Annotated in this window: 21 protein-coding genes and 1 pseudogene; 12 read left to right on the top strand and 10 right to left on the bottom strand. The window is 36.8% G+C overall.

All coding sequences use genetic code 11. The annotated features are described in order from the left end of the window. Positions 1–40 precede the first annotated feature (40 nt). A complete protein-coding gene (locus CEF22_RS00730; protein ID WP_100401325.1) occupies positions 41–1,078 on the bottom strand; it encodes a YeiH family protein in 1,038 nt (345 codons plus the stop codon). A gap of 126 nt (positions 1,079–1,204) precedes the next feature. On the opposite strand from CEF22_RS00730, the gene CEF22_RS00725 reads away from it, so the two are divergent. Further along, on the top strand, positions 1,205–2,116 hold the full coding sequence (locus CEF22_RS00725) for a LysR family transcriptional regulator (RefSeq protein WP_095480093.1): 912 nt from the start codon (positions 1,205–1,207) through the stop codon (positions 2,114–2,116). A gap of 59 nt (positions 2,117–2,175) precedes the next feature. On the opposite strand, the gene CEF22_RS00720 is transcribed toward CEF22_RS00725, so the two are convergent. Next, a complete protein-coding gene (locus tag CEF22_RS00720; RefSeq protein WP_100401324.1) occupies positions 2,176–3,009 on the bottom strand; it encodes a TetR/AcrR family transcriptional regulator in 834 nt (277 codons plus the stop codon). A gap of 95 nt (positions 3,010–3,104) precedes the next feature. Here CEF22_RS00720 and CEF22_RS00715 point away from each other — a divergent pair, with 95 nt between their 5' ends. After that, on the top strand, positions 3,105–6,188 hold the full coding sequence (locus tag CEF22_RS00715) for an efflux RND transporter permease subunit (RefSeq protein ID WP_100401323.1): 3,084 nt from the start codon (positions 3,105–3,107) through the stop codon (positions 6,186–6,188). A 177-nt stretch (positions 6,189–6,365) separates the two neighbouring features. Further along, entirely contained in the window at positions 6,366–6,968 is a 603-nt protein-coding gene (locus CEF22_RS00710; protein ID WP_100401322.1) for a DedA family protein, read from the top strand. 127 nt (positions 6,969–7,095) lie between these two features. Here CEF22_RS00710 and CEF22_RS00705 read toward each other — a convergent pair whose 3' ends face one another. Further along, a complete protein-coding gene (locus CEF22_RS00705; RefSeq protein ID WP_100403863.1) occupies positions 7,096–8,562 on the bottom strand; it encodes a protein adenylyltransferase SelO in 1,467 nt (488 codons plus the stop codon). 466 nt (positions 8,563–9,028) lie between these two features. Between CEF22_RS00705 and ahpC the strand changes: the two genes are divergently transcribed. Beyond that, entirely contained in the window at positions 9,029–9,592 is a 564-nt protein-coding gene (gene ahpC / locus CEF22_RS00695) for an alkyl hydroperoxide reductase subunit C (RefSeq protein WP_100401320.1), read from the top strand. A 13-nt stretch (positions 9,593–9,605) separates the two neighbouring features. Next, positions 9,606–11,135: an alkyl hydroperoxide reductase subunit F gene (gene ahpF, locus CEF22_RS00690; RefSeq protein ID WP_100401319.1), complete on the top strand. Its 1,530-nt coding sequence runs from the start codon at positions 9,606–9,608 to the stop codon at positions 11,133–11,135. 109 nt (positions 11,136–11,244) lie between these two features. On the opposite strand, the gene CEF22_RS00685 is transcribed toward ahpF, so the two are convergent. Beyond that, on the bottom strand, positions 11,245–12,477 hold the full coding sequence (locus CEF22_RS00685) for a Fic family protein (RefSeq protein WP_100401318.1): 1,233 nt from the start codon (positions 12,475–12,477) through the stop codon (positions 11,245–11,247). Between the two features lie 242 nt (positions 12,478–12,719). On the opposite strand from CEF22_RS00685, the gene CEF22_RS00680 reads away from it, so the two are divergent. Next, complete coding sequence (locus CEF22_RS00680) at positions 12,720–13,781, top strand: endonuclease/exonuclease/phosphatase family protein (RefSeq protein ID WP_100401317.1); 1,062 nt, start codon at positions 12,720–12,722, stop codon at positions 13,779–13,781. 124 nt (positions 13,782–13,905) lie between these two features. Here CEF22_RS00680 and CEF22_RS00675 read toward each other — a convergent pair whose 3' ends face one another. Beyond that, a complete protein-coding gene (locus tag CEF22_RS00675; RefSeq protein WP_100401316.1) occupies positions 13,906–14,166 on the bottom strand; it encodes a hypothetical protein in 261 nt (86 codons plus the stop codon). Between the two features lie 548 nt (positions 14,167–14,714). Between CEF22_RS00675 and CEF22_RS00670 the strand changes: the two genes are divergently transcribed. The 3 genes and pseudogenes from CEF22_RS00670 (at position 14,715) to hepT (ending at position 17,415) form a co-directional block, all read left to right on the top strand. After that, entirely contained in the window at positions 14,715–16,502 is a 1,788-nt protein-coding gene (locus CEF22_RS00670) for a sensor domain-containing diguanylate cyclase (protein ID WP_100401315.1), read from the top strand. Between the two features lie 101 nt (positions 16,503–16,603). Continuing rightward, positions 16,604–17,014, top strand: coding sequence for a type VII toxin-antitoxin system MntA family adenylyltransferase antitoxin (mntA, locus tag CEF22_RS00665; protein WP_100401314.1), 411 nt, complete (start codon positions 16,604–16,606; stop codon positions 17,012–17,014). Continuing rightward, positions 17,007–17,415: pseudogene (gene hepT / locus CEF22_RS00660) on the top strand (type VII toxin-antitoxin system HepT family RNase toxin). The gene mntA and the pseudogene hepT overlap by 8 nt, the downstream one beginning before the upstream one ends. Positions 17,416–17,682: 267 nt before the next feature. Here the strand turns inward: hepT and CEF22_RS00655 are convergent. From CEF22_RS00655 to CEF22_RS00640, 4 genes are all read right to left on the bottom strand, one after another. Next, on the bottom strand, positions 17,683–19,158 hold the full coding sequence (locus CEF22_RS00655; RefSeq protein WP_100401313.1) for a hypothetical protein: 1,476 nt from the start codon (positions 19,156–19,158) through the stop codon (positions 17,683–17,685). 270 nt (positions 19,159–19,428) lie between these two features. Continuing rightward, positions 19,429–19,740 carry a hypothetical protein gene (locus tag CEF22_RS00650; protein ID WP_157843121.1) on the bottom strand — a complete coding sequence of 104 codons (312 nt, stop codon included), beginning with the start codon at positions 19,738–19,740 and terminating at the stop codon, positions 19,429–19,431. Between the two features lie 109 nt (positions 19,741–19,849). Further along, positions 19,850–20,101, bottom strand: coding sequence for a transposase (locus CEF22_RS00645; protein WP_232726033.1), 252 nt, complete (start codon positions 20,099–20,101; stop codon positions 19,850–19,852). After that, positions 20,098–20,655: a transposase family protein gene (locus CEF22_RS00640; RefSeq protein WP_100401310.1), complete on the bottom strand. Its 558-nt coding sequence runs from the start codon at positions 20,653–20,655 to the stop codon at positions 20,098–20,100. The genes CEF22_RS00645 and CEF22_RS00640 overlap by 4 nt, the downstream gene beginning before the upstream one ends. A 340-nt stretch (positions 20,656–20,995) precedes the next feature. Between CEF22_RS00640 and CEF22_RS00635 the strand changes: the two genes are divergently transcribed. Together CEF22_RS00635 and CEF22_RS00630 are read left to right on the top strand one after the other, a co-directional pair. Continuing rightward, positions 20,996–22,057, top strand: a complete 1,062-nt coding sequence (locus CEF22_RS00635) for a ParB N-terminal domain-containing protein (RefSeq protein WP_100401309.1) — start codon at positions 20,996–20,998, stop codon at positions 22,055–22,057. Beyond that, positions 22,050–22,850, top strand: coding sequence for a restriction endonuclease (locus CEF22_RS00630; protein WP_100401308.1), 801 nt, complete (start codon positions 22,050–22,052; stop codon positions 22,848–22,850). Before CEF22_RS00635 ends, CEF22_RS00630 begins: the two co-directional genes overlap by 8 nt. Positions 22,851–22,990: 140 nt before the next feature. Here CEF22_RS00630 and rlmH read toward each other — a convergent pair whose 3' ends face one another. Continuing rightward, positions 22,991–23,470 (bottom strand): 23S rRNA (pseudouridine(1915)-N(3))-methyltransferase RlmH, encoded by a 480-nt coding sequence (gene rlmH / locus CEF22_RS00625; RefSeq protein WP_100401307.1) that lies wholly within the window; start codon positions 23,468–23,470, stop codon positions 22,991–22,993. Between the two features lie 312 nt (positions 23,471–23,782). Between rlmH and CEF22_RS00620 the strand changes: the two genes are divergently transcribed. Then, positions 23,783–26,086: a glycerophosphodiester phosphodiesterase family protein gene (locus tag CEF22_RS00620; RefSeq protein WP_100401306.1), complete on the top strand. Its 2,304-nt coding sequence runs from the start codon at positions 23,783–23,785 to the stop codon at positions 26,084–26,086. The last annotated feature ends 136 nt before the right edge of the window (positions 26,087–26,222 follow it).

The raw sequence follows: 26,222 nt of genomic DNA, 5'->3' as shown, positions 1-26,222 counted from the left end.
CATCTATAAATAGAGGGATTCAAACAAAAATCGCACGAAATTAGACAAGCAAGAACACAACAGTGGACAACACAATAGATGTTATCGTCATCGCCAAAAGGGGCCGTAAAGCTCTCGTACGCAAATCTTTCAAGTTTACATTAAGTCCAAGCCCAACCATTGCTGCTGTTAGCAACCAAGTAGTTAAGGTGAACATAGCGTTCATAACTCTCTCAGATACTTCAATGGAATGTCCAAATACATAACTGCCTAAAATGCTTAAAAGAATAAAACCAACAAGGAACCATGGATATTCCATCTTCGCATCCAATTCGTCCGCTCCTTTATGTTTACGTTTCATCATATATATAAATATGAAACAAAGCGGAATAAGTAAGAACACCCGGCCTAATTTTGCTAATAACGCGATGACCAATGCCTCTTCTCCTGCCGGTTCAGCTGCTAGTGCAACATGAGCAATTTCATGCAGGCTCATGCCGGACCAAATTCCATATTGAATTGCATCCAAAGGTAAAAAAGGAAACAAAATTGTATAAGTAATAGAAAATATTGTCCCCACCAATGCGATAACACCCACACTGATCGCTGTATCCTCGTCCTTTGATTTGATAATCGGTGCAACCGCTACAATCGCTGCTGCCCCGCACACTCCTGTTCCAACGCCAAGCAATAAAGATATCATTTTATCTGCTTTAAACACCTTTGCGAGCCAAATTGTCATGAAGATGGAGAAAATAATTACTCCTGCATCACGCATGACAAGCCCTATTCCATCATGAAGAACAGTATCGATGTTTAATTTTAAACCATATAAAATAATAGCAGCCCGTAGCAATCTTTTAGATGAAAAGGTAATGCCAGATCGAAGGACCTCAGGGTAGCCAAACAGTTGCCGATACACAACCGCAATAAGAATCGCACATGCCAGTTGACCAACATAATGAAATCCTGGCACATATGCTAATAAATAGCCTAATGACGCAATAAGAAATGTGAAGGTAATCCCGCCTCCCCATGCTATTTGGGGTAAAAGTTTTCTACCTTTCTTTTCAACTATATCCACCTTTGGCAATTCCATAAAAACGACCTCCTACTGCAACTATAAAGGAAGTTTTTCTATAAGAAAAATAACTATTTATGATGATGATAATAAGCAAATTGATATAATAGATGAAAAATATTTAGAGGAAAAAGGAAGGGAAGTATGGATATCCATCTACGAGTTTTTGTGACAGTGGCAGAAAAAAAGAACTTTTCTAGGGCAGCGGAAGAATTGCATATGACCCAACCTGCTGTCAGCCAATATATTCGCAAGCTAGAGGAATACATTGGCGTCAAATTGCTTGAACGGACGAATAAATATGTGCGGTTAAATAAAGCAGGAGAAATCGTCTTTCATCATGCAAAAGAAATTATCGGGTTATATACGAAAATAGAGCACTTAGTGGATGATTTAGCAAACAAAGCAAGCGGACCTCTTTCAATTGGAGCAAGTTACACATTCGGAGAGTATATCCTCCCTCACATTGTCGCAAATATGCAAAAAAACTATCCAGACATTAAACCAATAGTGACGATTGGTAATACAGCGGACATATCTAATTTAGTGATGAGTCATCAACTCGACATCGGCATTGTCGAAGGGCATTTCAAAACAGAACAACCATTACAGACAGAAGAAATTGCAGAAGATTCCATGGTTATCATCGCCTCCCCTGCCCACCCGCTATCGAATAAAGATGGCGAAGTGACGACCAAAGATTTAGAACAACAAACGTGGGTTTTGCGCGAATCCGGTTCAGGCACAAGAGAGGCAGCGGAACATGCTTTTCAACGATTACATATTTCTCCTGCTCACATCATGAACTTCGGCAGTACTCAAGCCATTAAAGAAGCCGTTGAAGCCGGATTAGGTATTAGCTTATTGTCTCAGTGGGCCATTCAAAAAGAACTCCGTTATGAACACTTGCAAATAATTAAGGTTAACGGACTACCTTTTACAAGACAATTCTCAATCGTGACAACATCGCCATTTCAAACAAAAGCACTTCAAGTCTTTATCGATTTACTGCGCCGCGACAAACAGTTAACAACTTTTACAATTAGTAAGCAATGAAAGACCGATCGTATAATACCTGATCACTAAGAAGGGCAGCATGCTGCCCTTCTTCCCCTTTAAAACTCATAATAACGACGAAGTAAATAAGAAACCCATTTACAATGAGGATGATTTCGAATGTTTTCGAGCAACCCTTTTATAATAGCAAGGCTTAACGTCGGTTCAAGTAACTGTTGTTTCAACAGAATTAATGACTCTTTTTCAATCGACTCTTCCATTTCTTCTAATCTTCGTTCAATGATTTCAATAATTTTCTCCTCCGATACTTCTTCATCCATTGGTTGCTTCATAATTTGGAAAAGCTCTTGGGAAATAAACGGAGTGGTCGTGTGTCTCGCTAGTAAATTTGTTTTTTCTACAAGTGATTGGGACAATACATTGAGATCCAACGGTACGTTATAGAATAAAAGCAACTCTGAATAAGTCTTCATAAAGCCTTTAATACAATACATTAAATCATATTTCGTATGCTCGACTTCTTGACTGTATAAGCGTTCAATCATAGATAGGATCGTATTTTCTACTGAAGTATCATAATTGCGCATTTTTATCATAAATTCTTCATTAAAGGATTGCGTCTGCTCTTTAATGAGAATTTTGGCAAAGTCGGAATGCTTCTGAAAAGAATGAAACGTGGTGTAATAAAATTGATAGAGAAGTTCTCCATTGTCATGCACGTTTATGACCACGTAGTCAATATCAGAGGTGATTTGCATCATAAAATGGTCAATCAAAGCTAAAATCAGTTCATCCTTTGACTTGAAGGATAAGTAGAAAGCCCCTTTAGAAATACCACAGTGCTCCGTGATTTGTTGAACAGATGTCGCTTCAAAACCTTGTTTTGCAAATAATTCTAGCGCACTTTCCATAATTAATTGTTTTTTAACCATTATATCTTCTCCGCTCTATATCATTGACAATTGACCAGTTAGTCATTTAACATAAATAATTGAATGAAATCAGTCAATTCTAGGGTGGTGTTCGAGTGAAAGGATTAGTCAATTTCGTCCTTAAGAATAAACTGGCAGTATGGTTACTTACCATTATCATCACTGTATCAGGAATCTATTCCGGGACACGAATGAACAAGGAGATGATTCCGGATATTTCGATTCCATACTTAATGGTCATGGACGTATATCCTGGGGCAACTCCTGAAAAAGTAATGAACGAAGTGTCCATACCGTTAGAAAAAGCCATTGATGGGCTTAAAGATGTAAAATCTGTTTATTCAAATTCCTATTCTAACATGGCTAATATTCAAGTGGAATATGAATATGGAACCGATATGGATGAAGCCAACCGTGCCTTACAATCGGCAATCAGCAAAGTGACTTTGCCAGAAGGAGCACAAGAGCCAAATGTTACAGCTATTAGCATGAACATGATGCCAGTCGTTGCTCTAAGTGTAAGTAGTGAAAAAGAAGATATTGTTGAGCTAACGTCGACAGTAGAAGATATCATTCTTCCAAAAATCGAAAAGATCGACGGTGTCGCATCGGCCACAATGACCGGTCAACATATTGAAGAAGTACAGCTTACGTATAATGAAGAAAAGATGGCTAAACTTGGCTTAACCGAAGAGACTGTCAAACAAACGATTCAAGCAAGTGACCAAGCTATCTCATTAGGTCTTTATGAATTTAAAAAAGGTGAACAAGCAGTAGCCGTAGATGGAAAATTCATGACTGCTGAAGAATTACAGGAAATGTTAATCCCTGTCACACCATCTGCTACACAACCATCACCATTTGTGAAGCTTAGCGACATCGCTACCATCGAAACGGTGGGCAAAGTTCAATCCGTTTCACGTACAAACGGTGAAAATGCGATTGCTATTCAAATCGTGAAAGAGCAGCAAGCTAACACAGTAGAAGTCGTCAACAGCGTGAAGAAGTTAGCTGATGAAGAAGAAGAAAAAATCGACGGACTAGTGATCGATATTTCTTTAGACCAAGGGAAACCGATTGAAGAATCAGTCGCAACAATGATGGAAAAAGCCATATTTGGTGGTTTAATAGCAATATTAATCATCTTGCTATTCCTGCGTGATTTTAAATCAACCATTATTTCGATTGTCTCCATCCCAGTTTCAATCTTCATGGCCTTTCTATTGCTACATTGGATGGATATCACGCTCAATATTATGACGCTCGGTGCAATTACCGTGGCGATCGGTCGTGTCATTGATGACTCCATCGTAGTAGTAGAAAATATTTATCGACGTCTTCATTTAAAGGAAGAAAAATTAACAGGTCGTGCACTTATACGCGAAGCGACCATTGAAATGTTTAAACCAATCCTGTCATCTACATTAGTAACGGTGGCGGTATTCGCGCCATTAATTTTCGTTGGCGGGATGGTCGGTGAAATGTTCATGCCGTTCGCATTAACGATGACCTTTGCACTCGGTGGATCATTACTTGTCGCGATTACGATCGTTCCTGCGCTATCTCACTTCTTATTTAAGAAAAAGCTATACAGTGAGAAAACAGAAAGCCAACATAAAGAATCTGGTAAACTAGCTACTTGGTATAAAGGCGTTCTTCAATGGACACTAAACCATAAAGTCATTACCTCTCTCATTTCTGTTATGTTATTAGTTGGTAGCTTAGCATTAACGCCATTAATCGGCTTCAGCTTCATGGGTAGTGAAGAAGAAAAAGTCATTTATTTAACTTATACGCCAGAAACAGGCGAACTCAAGGAAGATACATTGGCAAACATTGAAGTAGTAGAAAAAGAGATGCTTAAACGGGATGATATTGATATCGTTCAATTATCTGTCACTGAGAGCGGTGATACCACATCAGCCATGATGGGTGCTGGAAATAGCGGTGCATTAATGTACCTCATCTTTGACCCAGAAATGGAAGACTTCCCAGGAGCTCGTGAAGAAATTGAAGAATATGTGTTTAACATTGGACAATCTGGCGAATGGAAAAGCCAAAATTTCCACTCTACACCGACATCGACAAATGAAGTCAGCTACACCTTCTACAGTGAAGATTTAAATAAATTAAACGAAGCTGTAAAAATGGTAGAAGATGTGATGAGTGAAAATGATCGATTAGAAGATGTCTCTTCAAGTGCAGAAGATGCCTACGTCGAACATACATTTAAAGTCGAACAAGACAAATTATTACCGTACGGTTTAACGACAGCACAAATTGCTATGATGTTAAACCCAACGACAACACAGGATGTATTAACAACAGTAGAAAAAGACGGTGATACATTAGAAGTCATCGTTCAACAAAAACAAAATAAACAACTCGAATCAATCGACGACCTTTTAGCGACAGAAGTTCCAACTGTAACAGGACAAAAAATGCCTCTTTCTGAACTCGTCACTGTTGAAGAAGGCACAACGTTAAATACACTAGCTCGCAGTAAAGGCGAGTACTATGCGACTGTATCAGGAACTGTCATTGGTGAGGATATTTCAAAAGTAACATCTGACATCGAAAAGTCTATCGATGAGTTAGACTTACCTAAAGGGGTTAACGTCGGCGTTGCTGGTGTAGCCGCCGATATGAACGAAACGTTCACGCAGCTCGGTATCGCTATGCTTGCCGCAATTGCGATTGTATATTTCATTCTTGTTGTGACCTTCCGTGAAGGTGTCGCTCCATTTGCGATTCTCTTCTCGTTACCATTCGCCGTCATCGGTTCATTCGTTGGTCTACTAATTGTAGATGAAACGATCTCAGTCTCTGTCATGATGGGTCTATTAATGTTAATCGGTATCGTTGTCACGAACGCCATCGTTCTTGTCGACCGTATTATTCATATGGAACGCGATGGTTTAAGTATGCGTGAAGCGATTTTAGAAGCTGGGGCCACGCGCCTTCGTCCAATCTTAATGACAGCCATTGCGACAATCGGTGCATTGATCCCATTAGCTATGGGTTCTGGCGGTGGCGGGTTAATTTCGAAGGGCCTTGCCGTAACCGTTATCGGTGGTTTAACAAGCTCGACGTTATTAACATTAATTGTCGTACCAATCGTGTATGAAGTACTATCAAAGCTCTTCAAGAAAAACCGTAAAGAAGTAGAAGAAAACTAATAATAATGAAGTAACCCGACAAGGTGAATCATCACCTTGTCGGGTTTTTATAATGACCTTTTATCTTTTGTTTTAACAATCGTTTTGTGGTTAAACTTTAATATGGAAGATAAAATGATTCAAATTGAACAGATTATCTTTTACTATTTACTTCATAACTGATCAAGGTGGTGAACAATGGAACAACATTGGAGTCATTTATTAGAGCATTATGGATATTTCGGATTAATCTTTGCTTTAATCTTGGGAATTATTGGGCTACCTATACCTGATGAAGTTTTACTCACATACATTGGATACCAAGTGTTTCAAGGGAAAATGTCCTATGTTTTAGCCTTAATTAGTGCCTTTATAGGAGCCAGCTTAGGGATATCTATTAGTTATCTATTAGGAATTAAATTAGGACTACCTTTTATACGCAAGTTTGGTCCAAAATTACATTTGACAGAAAAAAGGATGGATACAACGAAGAAGCTATTCGATCAGTTTGGTCCTTATTTGTTGTTTATTGGCTATTTCATTCCGGGTGTGCGTCATTTTTGCGCTTATTTAGCAGGAATTAACGAACTACCATATAAAACATTCGCCTTGCTTGCCTACTCAGGTGCCTTTTTATGGGGATTTACTTTTATCACGTTAGGTCGTGAATTAGGACCAAGTTGGCATAAAGTTGAATTGTATATGACTCACTACAGTGTTTATCTCGTTCCTTTGATCATGCTTACTTTATTCATCGGTATTTATTTTTATTGGAGAACAAGAAGAACAGAGAAGGTGTAGAATGAAAAAAGAATTATATGCCTATATAGCGCGACTATACAGGCATATAATCCCGACAACTTGACTGCAATAAAAAAACGACTCTTCACTCAGCAAAGTGAAAAGAGTCGTCACTCTCTCTTATAGATCAAGTACCACAAAACGTCCGATAAGGCTTCCCAGATGGAGCTGGCAATGTACAATATTCAGCTTGCTCCGAAGAATACGCATACGGATTAGAAAGAACAGCTACAAGCCGCTCCATCACACTATAATCCCCTTGCGCCACCGCTGCTTCAAGTGCTTCTTCCACTCGGTGGTTGCGTGGAATAATAGCAGGATTGCTACTACGCATCAATTCATTGGAAGCGGCTTTCGATTCTTGCTGTCTGCCTAGTCTCTCCTGCCATTGCTGATACCACTCAGTAAATTCCGCAGTTCCAAATAAGACTGTATCTTCTAGCTGATTTAAAGTGAATGCACGGAATGTATTCGTATAGTCCGCTCGATGCTCCTGCATCATCTTGAGGAGGTTGTCAATCAGAGCCTTATCTTCTGTTTCTTCATTAAATAGCCCTAATTTTGCTCTCATGCCGGCAAGCCAATGAGTATGAAACAACTTCGGAAAATCGGACAGCTTTTCTTCCGCTAGTTCAATCGCCTGCTCTTGGTCTTCGTGTAGCAGTGGCAATAACGCTTCAGCAAATCGCGTTAGGTTCCATCCAGCCATACTCGGTTGATTGCCATACGCATAGCGCCCTTGCCTATCAATGGAACTAAACACCGTCGCCAAATCATACATATCGATAAAAGCACAAGGTCCATAGTCAATCGTTTCGCCACTAATCGTCATATTATCTGTGTTCATCACCCCATGAACAAAGCCAACGAGTTGCCATTTAGCAACCAGCTCTGCTTGACGCTTAATCACTTCTTGAAGTAGGGCAAGAGCGTTATCCTCCTGCTCTTCCACCTCAGGAAAATGGCGCTTTAATGTATAATCAACTAACGTCTGAAGCTGTTCCACCGTACCCCAGTTCGCTACGTATTGAAACGTGCCGACACGCAAATGACTAGCCGCTACACGAGTTAACACCGCACCAGGCAATTCAGTTTCACGGAATACCGGCTCCCCCGTTGCCACTACAGCTAAACTGCGAGTCGTTGGAACGCCAAGCGCATGCATCGCTTCACTAATAATATATTCCCGCAGCATCGGCCCAAGTGCCGCTCGACCGTCACCCCCACGAGAATAGGGTGTTCGACCAGGCCCCTTCAGCTGAATATCCACTCTCTCATCCTGAGGCGTGATCTGCTCACCTAATAACACTGCTCGGCCATCCCCTAACATCGTAAAATGCCCAAACTGATGTCCTGCATACGCTTGAGCAAGCGGCGACGCTCCTTCAGGAATCTCATTCCCGGCAAACACTGCTACACCCTCTTCACTTTGCAATACCTGAACATCTAGTCCAAGTGAAGTAGCTAGCGGCTCATTGAAAATGACCAATTTCGGTGCACGTACCGAGTCTGGATTCGTACGAGAAAAAAATGATTTCGGCAACTGGGCATAGCTATTATCAAAGTTCCATCCTATTTCTTTATTATTTGTCATAAATGCTCCTTTTTTGTTTACTCTAATCATGATAGCCATGATCAGCATATTATCCAAACATCATATAATCCTTTTTTAATGTATACTTCTGCCAATTTATTATACACTGAATGTATGGTCTTAAGTATAGTAGGAACTGTTCAATGGCGGAGATGTTTGGTGAAGAATATGCTCTTTTATTGAAAGGAGTGATCGCCGAAAACATCACTTGCATAAACGATCCTAAATGATGATTGATTGAGAAATTACAATTGTAATTGAAAATTAATGTTTTACCCTTCAAACCCATTTGTCACCCTTTCCTAACGACAGCAACAAGCTTGAATTCGCAACAACTATTAAATTCAAGATAAAATCGCTTGTTTTTCCTTGACAAACAATGCAGGATATATAATAATAAATTTGTAATTAGAATTATTATTAATAACTAATAAAAATTAAAAACTCATTAGGAGGAACATTCATTATGTCTCTAATCGGAAAAGAAGTACAACCATTCAAAGCATCAGCTTTTCAAAAAGGTCAATTTATCGATGTAACAGAAGAAAACTTTAAAGGAAAATGGAGCGTAGTTTGCTTCTACCCAGCAGATTTCACATTCGTTTGTCCTACAGAGCTTGAAGATCTTCAAAACCAATATGCAACTCTAAAAGAACTTGGCGTTGAAGTATACTCTGTTTCAACAGACACTCATTTCACACATAAAGCATGGCATGATCATTCAGAAGCCATCGGCAAAATCGAATACATTATGATTGGTGACCCATCACAAAAAATCTCTCGCAACTTCGATGTACTAGACGAAGAATCAGGTCTTGCTGATCGCGGTACTTTCATCATCGATCCAGATGGTATCGTACAAGCTGTTGAAATTAACGCAGGTGGCATCGGTCGTGATGCAAGCACACTTGTTGGCAAAATTAAAGCAGCACAATACGTTCGCAACAATCCAGGTGAAGTTTGCCCTGCTAAATGGCAAGAAGGCGGCGCAACACTTAAACCAAGCCTTGATCTTGTAGGTAAAATTTAAGGAGTAGAAATCGATGATACTAGAAGCAGATATTAAAGCACAGTTAGAACAATATCTTCAACTGATGGAGGGGGATGTACTACTCAAAGTCAGCGCAGGAACGGATGACGTTTCTCGCGACATGGTGGCTCTAGTAGATGAATTAGCCGCCATGTCCCCCAACATCAAAGTTGAAAAAACAACTTTAGAGAGAACACCGAGCTTTAGTGTAAACCGTATCGGAGAAGATACTGGTGTCACTTTCGCTGGTATCCCTCTTGGACATGAATTCACATCATTAGTATTGGCTTTGCTACAAGTAAGTGGTAGAGCGCCAAAAGTTGAACAAAGTGTCATTGATCAAGTGAAAAAGATCGAAGGCAACTATCATTTCGAATCTTACATTAGCTTGAGCTGTCACAACTGTCCTGACGTTGTACAAGCACTCAACTTAATGACCGTTCTCAACCCTGGCATTACCCATACAATGATTGACGGTGCGGCATTTAAAGAAGAAGTCGAAAGCAAAGACATCTTAGCTGTACCATCCGTTTACTTAAATGGTGAAGCTTTCAGTAGCGGCCGTATGACGCTTGAAGAAATTCTAGCGAAGATGGGCGAAGGTCCAGATGCATCAGCATTCGCTGACAAAGAGCCATTTGATGTACTCGTTGTTGGTGGCGGACCAGCCGGTGCAAGTGCCGCTGTATACGCAGCACGTAAAGGCATTCGTACAGGCATTGTCGCTGAACGCTTTGGCGGTCAAATTATGGACACGATGGGTATTGAAAACTTCATTAGTGTGAAATACACAGAAGGTCCAAAGCTTGCCGCAAGCCTTGAAGAACACGTCAAAGAATATGACGTAGATATCATGAACTTACAGCGTGCCAAACGCTTAGAAAAGAAAGACCTAATCGAAATCGAACTAGAAAACGGTGCCGTACTAAAAAGTAAAGCCGTTATCCTTTCAACAGGTGCTCGTTGGCGTAACGTCGGCGTACCTGGCGAACAAGAGTTCAAAAACAAAGGTGTCGCTTACTGCCCACACTGTGATGGTCCGTTATTCGAAGGAAAACACGTAGCTGTCATTGGCGGCGGTAACTCCGGTATCGAAGCGGCGATCGACCTTGCAGGTATCGTTAAGCATGTAACCGTTCTTGAATTCATGCCGGAATTAAAAGCCGACACAGTATTACAAGAGCGCCTTTACAGCCTACCGAACGTAACAGTTCTAAAGAACGTTCAAACGAAAGAAATTACCGGTACTGACAAAGTAAACGGCATTTCTTACATCGACCGTGAAACAGAAGAAGTTCACCACGTTGAACTAGAAGGTGTCTTCGTTCAAATCGGTCTTGTTCCTAACACAGACTGGTTAGGTGATGACATGGAACGTACGCGCATGGGTGAACTCATCATCGACAAACGCGGCGCAACAAACATCCCTGGCGTATTCGCTGCCGGTGACTGTACAGATAGTGCATACAAACAAATCATTATCTCTATGGGATCTGGAGCAACTGCCGCTTTAGGAGCGTTTGATTATTTAATTCGAAATTAATAAGTAAGAGAAAGAAGCCACTGTGTGATCTAGTGATCTGCAGTGGCTTCTTTATGTTTCAAAGCAAAGGAATGATTTAGTTGTTCATGACGATAGCTCTAAGTGAGGTTTAAGAAGGTAATATACCTTCTAAACACTCATCACAAATTTTATATGCTTTTGGTTTTTTACTTACTATCTCGACATATCCCTCTTGAATTAAATAGTCCATTACTTTATTAACCATATGTCTAGATTTATGCGACAAATCCATCAATTCTTGTACAGATAAAATCACATGATCATCTACAAATACATTTATACTAATTATTAAATATAATAATTCACGTTCATTTTTATAGTTTTTCCATTTATCCATTTTAAAATAATCTTTAATTCGTTCAAGCTTCATTAAATTGAGTTCAAGATCTTCAACAATTCCTTTTTGTCCAGTCGAAAGCAATTCTAGCATGTTAATTAAGTAGAAAGTCATATCTCCTTGATTCAAAGGTGATGGTATTTCTTCTAATGACTTATAATACTTGGGTTTATTTTTATTCACTGCATAAGAAAAAGTTATAGCTGAATATTTCTCTAAGTACCTCGATAAATAACTCCCTACAATCAAACGCCCTGTTCGACCATTCCCATCATAGAATGGATGTATATACTCATAATAATAATGAGCAACCATGTAGCGATACAATTGAGGATGAGATTCATTTTGTAAGTAATTCACTAATGCTCCTAATGCTTCAATGATTTTCTTTTCAGATGTTACGCCAATATGAGTAGTAACATTACCATCATTTACTTCAACATATCCTTTTCTAAACATTTCACCGTCTGGAATATCTTCTGTTTTAATTTCATCTGCTACTAATTTATCATATAGGACTCTGAAATCTTGAACATTTTCAAATGGCTCGATTTGATCTATGTAACGATACATTTTCATCAAACCTATAAAGCGCTTATTTCTAGGTTCGGACCGTTCTAATTCATTAAGAGCTTCCTTTAATTCTTTTTTTGTACTACGAATTCCCTCAATTTCATTATTACTTTGTGCCTCATTAATAATTAACTTATTGAAATAAGGTTGTACTACAAAATCAGGAAGTTCACTAATGAGTGAAGAGATTTTAGAACTATTTAATAGCACTTCGTTATTTAAGTTCATTAAATCCTGGGTATTTACATAAAATAATTCAAATGAATCATTTGTAAGGTGCCCTTTTCGGAAACCACGAATCATTAATGATGTTAAATAGCTACCGTAACTACTTTTCCTTTTAATCAACTCATTATTATAAGAAATAGCATCCAATTTATAATAAAGCTTAGATAACTTTTGATAGTTCATAAAATCACCTCTCTATTTTTAAAAAACAGGCATTTTTTAAATTATAAAATGATTATATCCTTTTTTCAAATTAAATATTCTAAATTTATATAAGACATCAAGGAATTTCTTCCAATCTCATTAATAGCTTTAGATACGTACGATTTTTAGGTATACAAAAACTTAGCTTGAATGCAAACTTTGTATCATATACTATGAAACATACACTATATTTAACAAAAACATCATGGGAGTTCTCAAAAATGAAAAAGTTACTAAAAGCATTCCTTATTTTAACAGGAATTGTTCTAGGAGGATTAGGTGGATTTTTAGCCTATATGACTATTACAAATAAAAAGCATGAAAACGTTGAAAAAGTGCAAATAACAGCCAATACAGAAAAAGTATTACAGGTGGGAGAACCGTTTAAAACAACAACCTTCAATATTGGCTACGCTGGCTTAGATAAAGATCAAGATTTCTTTATGGACGGAGGCAAAGGCTCGCGTTCCAGCAGCAAAGAGCAAACGGAAGAAAATTTAAAGCATATGCTTCAATTCATGCAGACAGAGAAATCAGATTTTCTGTTGCTTCAAGAAGTAGATACAAAGGCTCTACGCTCTTATCATATTAATCAACGAGATTATATGGAAAAGGGCTTAAAAGGATATGCATCGGCATTTGCATTCAATTACAATTCTCAATGGGTACCCGTCCCGATTCAACAGCCAATGGGATCTGTGGAAGCTGGTTTAAGCTCTTTTTCCACTTATAAAGTAGAGGAAGCAACGAGATTTCAGCTACCAGGCAAAGAACCTTGGCCAAAGCGATTATTTGACTTAGACCGCTGTATCGTTGAGCTTAAAATCCCTGTAGAAAACGGCAAATTTTTAAGATTAGTCAACATTCATTTATCTGCTTACGATAAAGGCGGAAAAATTAGAGGCCAGCAAGTCGAGTTTTTGAAGTCTTATATGAATGAGCATTATAAAAATGGTGATTATGTCGTTCTTGGCGGAGATTGGAACCAACTTTTATCCGATGTACAATTAAAGGACCCAGAATTTAAAAAGAACTGGCCCGAGTGGTTAGTGCAGCTGCCAAAGAATTTCAATGAAGGCGGATTCCAATGGGCTGTCGATCCAACTGTATGGACCGTTCGCGACGACGTGAAGAAATATGTAGAGGGAGAAAACTTTGTCACCATTATCGACGGATTTATCGTTTCCCCTAACGTAGAAATCGTGAATGTTCAAGGTCATGATTTGAAATTCGAACATAGCGATCATAACCCTGTAAGTGCAACACTGCGATTAAAAGAGTAAAACTGGATAAAAAAATCATAAGGGCTATTTAACATCTGAACTCCACAGACGTTAAACAGCCCTATGTTTCATGAGCTTGCATGTTTGTTATGCTAACATTGATACAGCGACTTTTCTTTGTTCATTATTTATAATGATAAAATTCATCCAAAACATCATCAAATTCTTTCCAAGTTAATAAAGTATACGGCTCTTCCAGATCTAATATAAGATGGACACCCTCTGCTACTATTCTCATTCTTGTAGTCGGATCATCCCTTTTACCTGCTGGGAAGATAGCTAGTCTTTTCAACTCCTGCTTTCCGTTTTCCCAAGTCCATTTCTTTAATTCTAGCTGATTTATTCGTTCTTTTGATGGAATATCTTTCCCCTTCCAATCACACATTTCAAAAAGAGGATACTTATCTCCAGTCCATTGTTCAATGACCCCTATGACTAAAACCTCTTATCTACAGAGTATCACTTATGGAGTAATCTTTAATGTAGAAAATTGATCTATGTCAATACCGGCGTAAAATTCCCCAAAAATGCCGGAATAAAAATCCTCACTTTTCCGATTCTATTGCTGAAGGAGTTGGGAAGATCCCAGCTTTTTTCTTCTCCTCCATGCGATATGAATCGCCTTTAATATTAAACGTAACGGAATGATGGAATATTATTGATAATCAACACGCGTGATTTTTTGCTTGTTGGAAAAATATTAAAAAATAAATAGAATGTGATAAGACTAATTTAACAGATGGATAAAACACTACCCAGTTAGAGCTCAACTGTGACGTTTACTTTGTTAGGTTCATATAAAAATAGTGTGTTCAAAAAGTAACCAACCAACTTTTTATAATTGTTTTTAGCACTCTGTCAATTTTATGTTATCTTTATACTAAGTCTAAAATATTGGACTACAAACATGGAGGGTGGACGAAAACAATTAAGATGAAAAATAGAATAGTAAGAAACGTGACGTTATTTTATTTTTTTATTGCGATCGTTTTTACATTAGTGATACATCTACTTGTACCTTTAGTAGGTCATGCAGCCGAGCTTTCAAAACCTATTGTATTAGGACCACATTATGATGTTTTTCGTGATCCTTCCAATGATGTCGAAATTGATGATATCTTATCCGGTGAATATGACAAGTCCTTTGTTGCGAGTACTCAAGAGTATTTGAACTTTTGGCATACGGATGATACGATTTGGCTTAGGTTAGATACTGATGAAATAATAAAGAATAAGGAAGAATCCTACTGGCTAGAACTAATAGATAAACTAGAAAATATTGAGGTATTTTTGCTCAAAGAAGACGGTACATATGATATACAAAAAGGTGGATTCTCAAATTTGGATAGTCGAAAAATTAAATTTCGCTCTATTCTGTTTACAATAAATGATCCATCTATACAAGAAATTTACATTAAATTAGAGGGAGCACTTCCACTAACAGTGATTTCTTCTCTCTATACAACAGATGGGTTTATCGAAAAAATTATCTCGTATAAATTTTTGACAGGTGCTTTTTACGGATTTTTGACTGCATTATCCATTTATAATCTATTTTTGTTTTTTTCATTAAAAGAAAGATCTTATTTATACTATGTTTTTTATATGTGGAGCTTTATGGTCTTTCAAGCAACTATGAATACTTTTGATATTGAATTAATGGGGCACTTATTACCTGAATGGTTTTTCACAAGATCTTTAGTGTTAAGCTGCAATTTGTTACTTTTATGTATGATTTTATTTGGAAGAGAATTTCTTGAGCTAAAAAAATATTTACCCCTACATAATCGAGTGTTAACGGTGTCATTATGGATAACCATCTTCTCCTTTGTAGCAGTGTTTATCATTCCTGACGTATACATTGTTAATGATTTCACAATAGCATTTACGATGCTCGTCCTTTTGTTTCTTTGGATTTCAGGATTACGCTTATTGCTAAGAGGGTATAAAATCGCTCGGTTTTATATGGTCGGATGGACAGTTTTACTTGGTTCCATAATTATTCAAGGGTTAGGATTTATAGGTATTATTCCATTTCATCCACGAATATATGAAGATGTTCCTGCGACCGCTGCCATTTTTGAAGCCATATTCTTGTCATTAGCGTTAGGGGATAAAATCAATATTATTAAAAAAGAACATCAAGATATGCAACAAGAGTTAAACGAAACCCTTGAGTACAAAGTAAAAGAACGAACGCAGCAATTAGAAAAGGCCACACTAGAGCTTGAACGTTTAGCGAATACGGATAGACTAACTCAAATACCTAATCGTGTCCGATTAGATTATGTATTGGAAACTGAATTGAAACGTGCTCAAAATGAGTTGATACCATTTTCCGTCATATTGTTGGATGTCGATCATTTTAAGGAAGTAAACGATCAATTTGGTCATCAAGTAGGAGATATTGTGTTAATAGAAGCAGCGAAACTATTAAAAGATAATATTAGGGATATGGATACGATTGGAAGATGGGGAGGCGAGGAATTTTTAGTTATTTGTCCACAAACCACACTAGAAGATGCTTTACAGCTTTCAAAGAAACTTCGTAAACAATTAGAAAATCATAGTTTCCCAATAGTAGAACGAAAAACAAGTAGCTTTGGAGTCACTTGTTATGTTCAAGGTGATACATTAAATACTTTGATAGCAAGATGTGATAAAGCTTTATACCATGCTAAAGATAGAGGAAGAAACTGTGTTGAATATTTGATAAGATAACGTCATGTCTGTCACTCCCCGAAAAATTTTGTTTCACGAGTTTTGAATAAGTACGGTATTTTTGTATAAGCTTTATAATGTAGTAAAGGATGGTGATAAGCATGCTAACAGACGAAACGCAAAAAAAATTATTGGATAAAATCATTCAAGAGACAAATCCAGCTTTCATCATACTATTTGGTTCATTTGCTAAAGGTATGACACATGATGAAAGTGATATTGACCTTGCTTATTTCAGTGACACGCGGCTATCATCTTATGAACGTTTTATACTCGCTTCCGAGCTTGCAGAAATTGCAAATCGAGAAGTCGATTTAGTCGATATTAAACAAATCGATACCGTATTTACAATGCAAATCTTTGAACAAGGTAAACCAATTTATATTCAAGATGAAAACGAATTTACACGCCAAAAAATGCGTGCTTATAGTATGTATGCGACATTAAGTGAGCAGCGAGCCCCCATTATTAAGGCAATTAAAGAAAGAGGAAGTGTATTCGGCAATGAATGATGTCATTTTGAATAAAGCAACGACAATTGAACGCTGCGTTCAACGGATTCACGAAGTATACGAGGGTAACCCTGCAAACTTAACCGACTTCACAAAACAGGACAGCATCATTTTAAATATTCAACGTAGCTTGTGAGGCAAGTATCGATTTAGCCATGCATATCGTCAGCGAACGCAATCTGGGTGTGCCAAAAGCAAGTCGTGAAGCATTTAAACTATTACAAGAGGCTGGATTAATCGAAGCCAATTTAGCAAAGACGTTGATGAATATGGTCGGATTCCGAAATATTGCTGTACACGATTACCAAGCATTAAAACTTGATATTTTAGAGGCAATTTTAGAAAAGCATATTGATGATTTTAAGGATTTTACAAAGATGATTTTGCAATTGGAGAAATGATAGAAGCCTTTAGTACATGAGTTTGGCATTATTGATGATATTAATCTATATAGCGACTACTCTTCTGAACTAAATAATTGCATTTAAGTATATGATTCATTACGGTATATAAAATAAACCACCTAGAACGCTGTCTATTCAATGTTCTAGGTAGTTCTTTTAAAAAGCTCATTTACTTAGGATACAGTTCTCTGTAACTAGTGTAAGTGCGGTTTTCTCTACATTAACCTATTTATAAAATTATATTTACTACAAACACTTACACATTTATAACAACTCTTTTTTTAATTCCTTAAAAAAATGAACGTCATAGTTATCAAATATATTAGTAAATCTCTTCCCTAATATTATATCAATATTTAAACCCAATTGAGGATAAAAATCATAATTTGTGGATATCCAATAACCAAATTGCGCTAGTTCATCTGAATGTAACGATTCTATAGATAAATAATTTTGCGTTCTATATTTTAAATACTCAAAAAAGGTATTTATTCCACTAATTCTATTTGCAGTCCATAATATTTTTTGTAATGCAAAAATATTAACTACCCAGGTATCTTTATACTCCTCATCTAAATATCCATTAGATAATTCTGCCAAATCTAAGTATTCGTCTAGTACAACTACAATTTTATAGATTTTTTTATCTTTGGTTTTATTAATCTTAACTACTTCTTTTCTTTCTCTCTTATTATTGGAATTATAATAAATAACACTATTATTATTTAGCAAATACTCTTTGCCTCTTTGGCATTGCTTACAGGCCTTTACAATAACTTCTTCAAAATGTTTTTCAATTATTGATTGCGCATCTTCTCCATTTATAAAAATACTTTTGAAATTTTGAGACTTACACTCAATAAATAAAATCGTATCTTTAAATTTTATAATTAAATCTTGTTCATTACCTTTATTATCATATGACGTATGATATATATCTTGAAAATAAGTCTCAATGATATCTTTTGAATATGTCTCTAAAATATCACCTTTTATATCCTTAGATTTCTTATTTTCCAAAATTCCCCTTAAAATATTTTCGAATATATGATGTGTTCGTGGTACATACAAACCATCAGAAAATTTTATTCCTAATTTCCCTTTAAAATTGGTTCTTAAATTATCTTCAATAAACATTTTTTCATTTATATCATTACCATCTATAAATAAATTAGCAAAATTTTTGTGATTTCTAATTTCTTCAGTTCTAATTTTAATATATAGATTTTCTGTTGAAGCTAGGAAGATTAAAAAAGTATAAAAATTTTCCTTTATTGATAATCCATATATCTCATCACTTAATTCTTCAAAATACTGAAACAACTTAAAGTACTCATAGACATGAATAGAAGGATAGTCATATTTATAATTCAAATATCTCCCTAAATAATTTCTTCCAAGTTTATTATTAAATACTTGCTTTGAGCTATCCAGTTCAAATATTTTTTTTATTATAAGTATAAATATCTCTTTCTCCTTATCTAAATCAAATTGACACTTAACAAAAATCCTCATAACATTAGTCTTATAAACAATAAATATAGAACTTAGCTCTACAGCTAATCTTAAAGAAAAATCAAATTCTTCTACTTTCACTTGTCTATCTTGTATAACTTGATTAAAAATTTGAGCTTTTTCCTCCCTATTAAATTTTCTATAATGTAGCTTAGCAAATTTAATTACCTCAGCTACATCCTCATAGTTGTTTATTTTTTTCCGAGCTCTTTTATAATTAATCATATTGAAAACCTCGTTTCTTTTATTTTGTCAATAACGGCGTAAAATTGGTTCTTACGCAATTTTGGTGAACAAACACGAGTATATGTATAGTTACTTTCCGTTGTTATTTCGATATATCATTAGGGCTAATACAGCACATGCTTTTCCAGTAAATCAGGGTTCGCCCGTCCATACATCATACGTTTAAGAAGTTTAAGTCGATTGATGTGTCCTTCTAATAGGCTGTTGTGAAATGACATAGTCAACGCATTCTTTACAGCGCTTAAGTCTTTACGAATCCCTTTGCTGTGGGAATGGGAGCGGTGAATGCTTATTGGACAATTGAGCGGTCATCCAATCAAGGAACGCCGAAAGGTCACGCCTTTTAAAGAAGGTTCGATATTGTTGAATGATGTCTTCTGCTTGGACTAAACAAGGAAAATTTGTTTGACAGTGTTTCAAAATGGCTCTCTTTTCTTCAATCAATGCATCAGAACCAACCCACAGATAGTTAGTTATTTGCTTTCTTGTGACACATTGTTTTATTTTTGTTGGGGACCGTTGCTTTTTATTTGCTCTGTAAGGTTCTAGAAAATGAATCACTGCTGAGCCCCTTCCCTTATATCCTTGTGAATGTAGCTTTTGAATAATTTGATTGGTCGTAAAATGTTGTTCATCATAAGCTATAATTACTTCATATAATTTACATTTTTTATCCATCAACTGGTTGAGGAGATGGTTCACTATTCTTCTGATTTTTGATGCCTGCATGCCATTCAATGGTCGATGGAATATATCGCTCCAACCACTTTTCTAAACCCTCTCGTGCATTTTTCATCAAATGCCAACGGTCGCTTACCTGTTTAATCTTTGGGTTTGCCTTTTCAATAGCTTCTCGGTACGTAGTCGAACCATCTCGACTGACCACTCGAATTTGTGAATGTTGTTTGAGCCACTTTGTCACCGTTTCACCTGTACGATCAGACAAAATCGCAAGAGGCTGATGTGTGAGGTCAATGTGCCATAGGCATGACCTTTTCGAAACGAAAAGTCGTCGATACCCACCGTAGAAGGAATAGAGACATGAGTCGGGGTAGCTCGAATCAGTCGCAGAAATGTATCATGGCTCATCTTAGGCAGAAAAGAGCTAGCGAGTTTTTCCGCTTGTAGACAGCTCATGGAAAAAGCGAGCCTTCTGAGAAGTTGTTGAAGCCGCTCTGTCCGTCTAGCATAAGACTTCAGCCAAGAAAAACGCTCTGTAAAAATACGCTGCGTATAATCGTTTTCATCACAGAACCATTTGCGTGAAACAAAATGAATAGCTGTGTGTTGGGAACCGAAAGGTAAATCATAGAAAAAACGCATATACCGACTATGCAAGCGTAGGCTTTTCGTTCCGCATGATGGACAATACGCATGGTTCGTCGTCATTTGAAGGAGGAGAATCGTCTCTTTTTCTTTCTTTAGAAGCAAGTGAGCTTGTAACTGTTTTTCAGGAGTTAGCCAAGGTATCATCATAAAAATTCACCCTTTTCTTTTTCTATACCCGAAAAAAAATCAGTTAAAGACTTCACCAAAATTGCGTAAGAACCATTTCATCTTGACGGCGACAAAACTGGGATCTTCCCAACTCCTCCAGCAATAGAATCAGAAAAGTGAGGATTTTTATTCCGGCATTTTTGGGGAATTTTACGTCGGTATTGACACCACTTCTCCTTTATATCATATGAATGTAAAATTACGTAAAATTTGTATCATTACAAAAAATAATAAACAACTTATATAAAAATTTTCATGCACTAAATTATAAATATTTTGGTTATAATGAAAGTGTAAGCATAGAAGGAGGGAAATTTTTATGCAATCAATTAAAGTTTCAATTGACCAATTACTTTTAGATCCAAATAACTATAGAATACATAGTCATAAAAGATATACCCCTGTAAAGGAGATCAGCATTTCCAATCCCCTTGTACAAAAAAGAGTCAGAGATATGTTGGAAGGTGATAATAGAGAGGATATTAAAGATTTAATTGATAGTTTCAAAACAAATGGGTACTTAAGAATTGATAACATACTTATTAGAGACTATGAAAAAGAAAATGATAAGTTTGTTGTAATAGAAGGTAATAGAAGGGTTGCAGCACTTAAAGCTTTAAAAGACGATTTTGATAGAGGATTCGATATAGGAAATCTATCATCAGAAATATTCCAAAATTTAGAGGTTGTATTCTATGACCTAGATGAAGAAGCATACCTATTGTTAATGGGACTACGTCATGTAAGTGGTGTAAAAGAATGGGGAGATTATGAACAATCAGAGCTCATAATGAACCTAAGTAAAAACTTTAGAATGGACATTACTGAAATTTCCAATAGACTTGGTATGAAAAAACAAGAAGTTAAAAGAAGAATTAATTCATTTATTGCTATGGAAATATTTAAAGAAGATGAAGAGTACGGAGAGTTTTTCAGATCCAGTATGGCTGGTGTTTTTTATGAGTTAATGAGTAAACCAAATTTTAGAGATTGGCTTGAATGGGATGAATCAGTAAATAGTTTTAAAAATAAAAAGAACTTAAAAAGATTTTTCAGTTGGCTTTCTCCAACTGAAGATAGATCAGCCCCTATAATACAAAAAAGGGATGATATAAGAGAAGTTAATAAATTTATTAAAGATGAAGAAGCATTAGATACTATGGAGGAGAAAAATAGTATTAGCGAGGCATTAGAACAAAGTTCTTATTTCACTGAACAAGGTTTCAAAAGTAATATCAAATCTATAAAGAAAAGTTTGGATAGAATCCCTTTCAACGCCCTTCTCAATATGGATAAGGACACAAGAAAGGAATTAAAAGAAATTGTCAAATCAATCGAAGCTTTTAAAAAGATTTTAGATATTGGGGATAAAAATGAATGAACTACAAAAAGAAGAAAAATTTAAAATCTTACTAGAAACATTATTCGATGAATATCAAGATTATAATAATTTAATAAATTTCATTGAAGACAATGGATACGATTTTGATTTTGCAAAAGACTTCGTTGAAGAATTAACAAAATATGAAAAGGATATTGAAAATATTTTCAAGTTAAATATCTTTGATGTTGATATTGATTCATTTAATATAAAATTTAATACAAAAGTATTGAACAATGTTAAAGAAGCCATACAAACAATAAAGGAACTAGAAGCCTTTGATTTTGAAAAACTTTGTGCTCTATATATTGAATTTTTAGGTACTACTGGAAAGCCAAATGTTACTAGAAGATCTCATGATCAAGGTATAGATTTTGTAGGTGTAATAGAAAAGGAAGTATTAACCAGGCTTTTTGTCAAAAATATGAGTATTAATCGTTTATATTTAATTGGTCAAGCAAAACACTACAAAAATGATAAAGTAACTTCAAAGGAAATAAGAGAACTTGCTGGTTCGTTATATTTATTAAAAAATCAAAATTTTGCTCTTTTAGAGAATCCATATAAAAATTTAGATATAAAAGCTTTTACTCCTATTTATTCGTATTTCATTACATCATACTATTTTTCAGAAAGTGCCAAAAGACTATGTGATAATGCAGATATTATGCCTATTGATAGAATATTATTAGGTTTTACTTTCGGGTTAAATAATTCATACCATGATTCACTAGGTAATTTTTCAAAAGATCTTCTATTACAGGAATTGCATAAAATAGATTATTTCTCCTGATATTCGTATTTCTCTGTCTGATTCTTTTAGGCGTTATAATAACTTTATTTGTAAGATAAGAGGTAAAAACTATATTTATCTCTTATCCATATTTGTATTATAAATCTTTAATCTCTAAATACTAAGTAAAAAGTTTACCGTTACTTATGATAAGGTTCCCCCCTATTAATCCGAAAACTCCGATAAACCTGCTCCACCAAGATTAATCGCATTAACTGATGAGGAAACGTCATCTTAGAAAACGACAGTGTATCATTCGCCCGCTGCATAACATCCTTTCCTAATCCTAGCGATCCACCAATTACAAAAGCAATTTTACTCTTGCCGTAGGTTGCAAGTTGATCGAGTTGTTTGGCTAGTTCTTCGGATGTTTTCATTTTGCCTTCGATGGCGAGGGCGATGACGTGGGCGTCTGGGCTGATTTTGGCGAGGATGCGTTCGCCTTCTTTGTTTTTGACTTGTTCCATTTCGGTTGGGCTTAGTTCTTCTGGAGCTTTTTCGTCGGCGACTTCGATGATTTCGATTTTGGCGTAGGCAGAAAGGCGCTTCGTGTATTCGTCGATTCCTTGCTTTAAATATTTTTCTTTTAATTTTCCAACTGTAATAATTGAGATATTCACAGGTTTCCCTCTCTTTACAAACAATTTACAAACAGGATATCCACAGAAGTTATCCACATATCAACAGAAGTTATCTGTTTTTTCTTTATTTATCCACTGTTAGTTATTTTAGATTATCATAACATACTGTTACAACTGGCTTCTATTTTTTCCATCTGCTTTCTTTTTTCCGCAACGATCTGCCTGATGTCTGTGGGTAAAAAGAAGTTAATTCGCTTCCTCCTCTTAAAATTAAAATGTGGTTAATATCCTCTTTACATTCCCTTGAAAAAATAAAGAAGAAGAACTCACACTTTGAGGAGGAATGAATACATGAAAAAGATTAAAACGAAAACTCTGCCATTCATGTTAGCCGCAGGGATGGTATTTAGTTCTGCCCCTATTTTCCCGGAAGCTGCACTAAGTACTATGTTAGAAGAGAACTTTGATGCCTTATCATCACTTCCGGCAGGTTGGAAAGTTGTTCAAGGACAAGCTTCTGTACAGAACGGCAAATTGACGTTAACGTCCCCCTCTACCTCTCAACCAGCACGCGTAGTTGTACCGCTCGCTGAAGAAACAGGTGATTATGTTATTGAAGCGGATATGACGTTTTTATCTGCTGTTGAAGACACACGTTGGGCTTCTGTCATGTACCGTATCCAATCCGAAGACTATCCCTATTATCAAATGGCAATTCGTCGTGGAACAACCGCATTAAATGGTGTTGAGTTTGCTTTGCGTAACGATCGCAATCAATGGGAAGTCCATGACAAAACGTTTTACTCGGAGCCATTTGCGTTTAATCAAACCTATCGCTTGAAAATTATCGCTAAAGGCAATCGTGTACAGCAATACATCAACGATCAGCTTGTGATTGATACGGATGCTGCTTCAGCACTTATGAATGGTGATATCGGCTTTCAAGCAGCTGGCACAACGGTGCAATTTGACAATATAAGAGTGTCTTCTCAGGAGGCAGAATTACCGCCGCTATCACAGTCTGGTGCCTTTTTACCGAAAGAAGCGGAAACAAATATTTTGAACGCGCCGACGATTTTATCCTCTAATGCCACGCCACAAGCGGTTGATTCACTTGCTGGTACAGGCATTTCTTCAATGGTACTGAACACTGATCAGCAGTTAATGGTGAACGGCACGCCGCTTCAAACGATGCTTGAGAACATGCAAGGGAAAATGATCCCTGTCATTCAATTGGAGGATGAGAGAACAGTTGAGCCACTAGTTGCTTTACTAAAAGAGCGAGCGATTCAAGACGTGCAGATCGCTTCAGCTAATCCAGCAATTGTGAAGCAGGTGAAAGCAGAGATCCCGACGGCTAGGGGAGCCATCGTTTACGATCAACAGTCGATGAACAAGCATGATATCAATCATTTGATCCAACAAATTCACGAAAACGATGCGAAAGTAGCGATCATTCCACAAAAATTACTGACGGCAGATCTTGTGCATACATTGCACAGCCGAACGGTTTCTGTATGGGGGATTGGTGGTGCTCAAGAGGCAGATGCTCACGCCCTTATTCATACAGGTGTCGATGGGATTATCGCTCAAGATACGGCACCTGTTTTAACAGCGTTTAGCCAATATCCTGAAAATACGCTCGTTCAACGCCCAATTGTTGCTGCTCATCGTGGTATTCCTTCTCTCGCTCCTGAAAATACGATGGCTGGTTACGAAAAAGCGTACGAGCTAGGCGCAGACTTAATTGAAACAGATCTTCACCGTACAAAAGATGGTCATTTAGTGATTATGCATGATTACACAGTCGATCGCACGACGAATGGCAAAGGAAAAGTAGCAGAAATGACTTTTGAAGAAATTCGTCAGCTTGATGCCGGTGTGAAATTTAGTCCGGAGTTCGCAGGAGAAAAAGTACCTTCCTTCCGTGAGTATTTACAAGCGTTTAAAGGGAAAGATGTCGTTCTTTTAGTTGAATTAAAGGCAGGCGGTATAGAGGAACAAGTGCTTCAAGAAATTGAAGAGGAAGGAATGGCTGACCAAGTACTGATTCAAAGTTTCAGTCTAGATAGCGTGAAAAAATCACATGAGCTACAACCAGCGATCGGCACGGGCTTTTTATATTCAGCGGCTGTTCCAGGAACAACAGAAGGTCGCGTGAAAGATGCTCGCAAAATGTTAAATTACGCGTCTACTATGAACGCGACGTTAAACTCAAGCTATGGCAGCTTATCTCCAGAATTTATTACGTATATGCGTCAGCGCGGCATGACGAATCTGCATTGGACGTTCCGCAATGAGCAAGCTTTAGAAGAGCAACTAATGAACGGCATGATCGGTCCGATTACCGATTATACGCAATGGCTCAGCGCCGCACCCGTTCGTCTAGAGACACCGATTAAGAAACGCAATTTAAAGGTGGGAGCGACGGCAACGATTCAAGCAAAAGCTTTCGTTAACTATCGCACCGAGAAAAAAGAAAATATTGAAACAAGTTTATTTGTCGCTGACAACCAGCAAATTGTTGCCATCGAAGGTAACACCATTAAAGCATTGACACCAGGGAAAACGAATGTATTCGTACAGCACACTTTCACAATGCTCGGAAAAGAATGGAACTTAGTCGCAGAGCCAATTGAAGTGACAGTGAGATAAAGTGAACTTACGCCTTCCTCGAAAGATGAGGAAGGCTGTTTTTTATGGGACATGATCCTCTCAATTAAAAAAATCCGATCCCCACTGGAAATCGGATTTTTTTAATTATTCACAATGTTAACAACTAATTCACACG

It is taken from the genome of Bacillus sp. FJAT-42315, from assembly GCF_002797375.1.
Taxonomy (GTDB): Bacteria; Bacillota; Bacilli; order Bacillales; family Domibacillaceae; genus Bacillus_CE.
This window is presented reverse-complemented; position numbering and strand designations above follow the sequence as displayed.

Coding starts and splice junctions, on each gene's coding strand:
- CEF22_RS00655 (WP_100401313.1), bottom strand. CDS start 19,158: ATGATTAATTATAAAAGAGCTCGGAAAAAAATAAACAACTATGAGGAT.
- CEF22_RS00640 (WP_100401310.1), bottom strand. CDS start 20,655: ATGATGATACCTTGGCTAACTCCTGAAAAACAGTTACAAGCTCACTTG.
- CEF22_RS00705 (WP_100403863.1), bottom strand. CDS start 8,562: ATGACAAATAATAAAGAAATAGGATGGAACTTTGATAATAGCTATGCC.
- CEF22_RS00710 (WP_100401322.1), top strand. CDS start 6,366: ATGGAACAACATTGGAGTCATTTATTAGAGCATTATGGATATTTCGGA.
- CEF22_RS00685 (WP_100401318.1), bottom strand. CDS start 12,477: ATGAACTATCAAAAGTTATCTAAGCTTTATTATAAATTGGATGCTATT.
- CEF22_RS00720 (WP_100401324.1), bottom strand. CDS start 3,009: ATGGTTAAAAAACAATTAATTATGGAAAGTGCGCTAGAATTATTTGCA.
- CEF22_RS00730 (WP_100401325.1), bottom strand. CDS start 1,078: ATGGAATTGCCAAAGGTGGATATAGTTGAAAAGAAAGGTAGAAAACTT.
- CEF22_RS00675 (WP_100401316.1), bottom strand. CDS start 14,166: ATGTGTGATTGGAAGGGGAAAGATATTCCATCAAAAGAACGAATAAAT.
- CEF22_RS00620 (WP_100401306.1), top strand. CDS start 23,783: ATGAAAAAGATTAAAACGAAAACTCTGCCATTCATGTTAGCCGCAGGG.
- CEF22_RS00725 (WP_095480093.1), top strand. CDS start 1,205: ATGGATATCCATCTACGAGTTTTTGTGACAGTGGCAGAAAAAAAGAAC.
- CEF22_RS00670 (WP_100401315.1), top strand. CDS start 14,715: ATGAAAAATAGAATAGTAAGAAACGTGACGTTATTTTATTTTTTTATT.
- mntA (WP_100401314.1), top strand. CDS start 16,604: ATGCTAACAGACGAAACGCAAAAAAAATTATTGGATAAAATCATTCAA.
- ahpF (WP_100401319.1), top strand. CDS start 9,606: ATGATACTAGAAGCAGATATTAAAGCACAGTTAGAACAATATCTTCAA.
- CEF22_RS00680 (WP_100401317.1), top strand. CDS start 12,720: ATGAAAAAGTTACTAAAAGCATTCCTTATTTTAACAGGAATTGTTCTA.
- ahpC (WP_100401320.1), top strand. CDS start 9,029: ATGTCTCTAATCGGAAAAGAAGTACAACCATTCAAAGCATCAGCTTTT.
- CEF22_RS00635 (WP_100401309.1), top strand. CDS start 20,996: ATGCAATCAATTAAAGTTTCAATTGACCAATTACTTTTAGATCCAAAT.
- CEF22_RS00630 (WP_100401308.1), top strand. CDS start 22,050: ATGAATGAACTACAAAAAGAAGAAAAATTTAAAATCTTACTAGAAACA.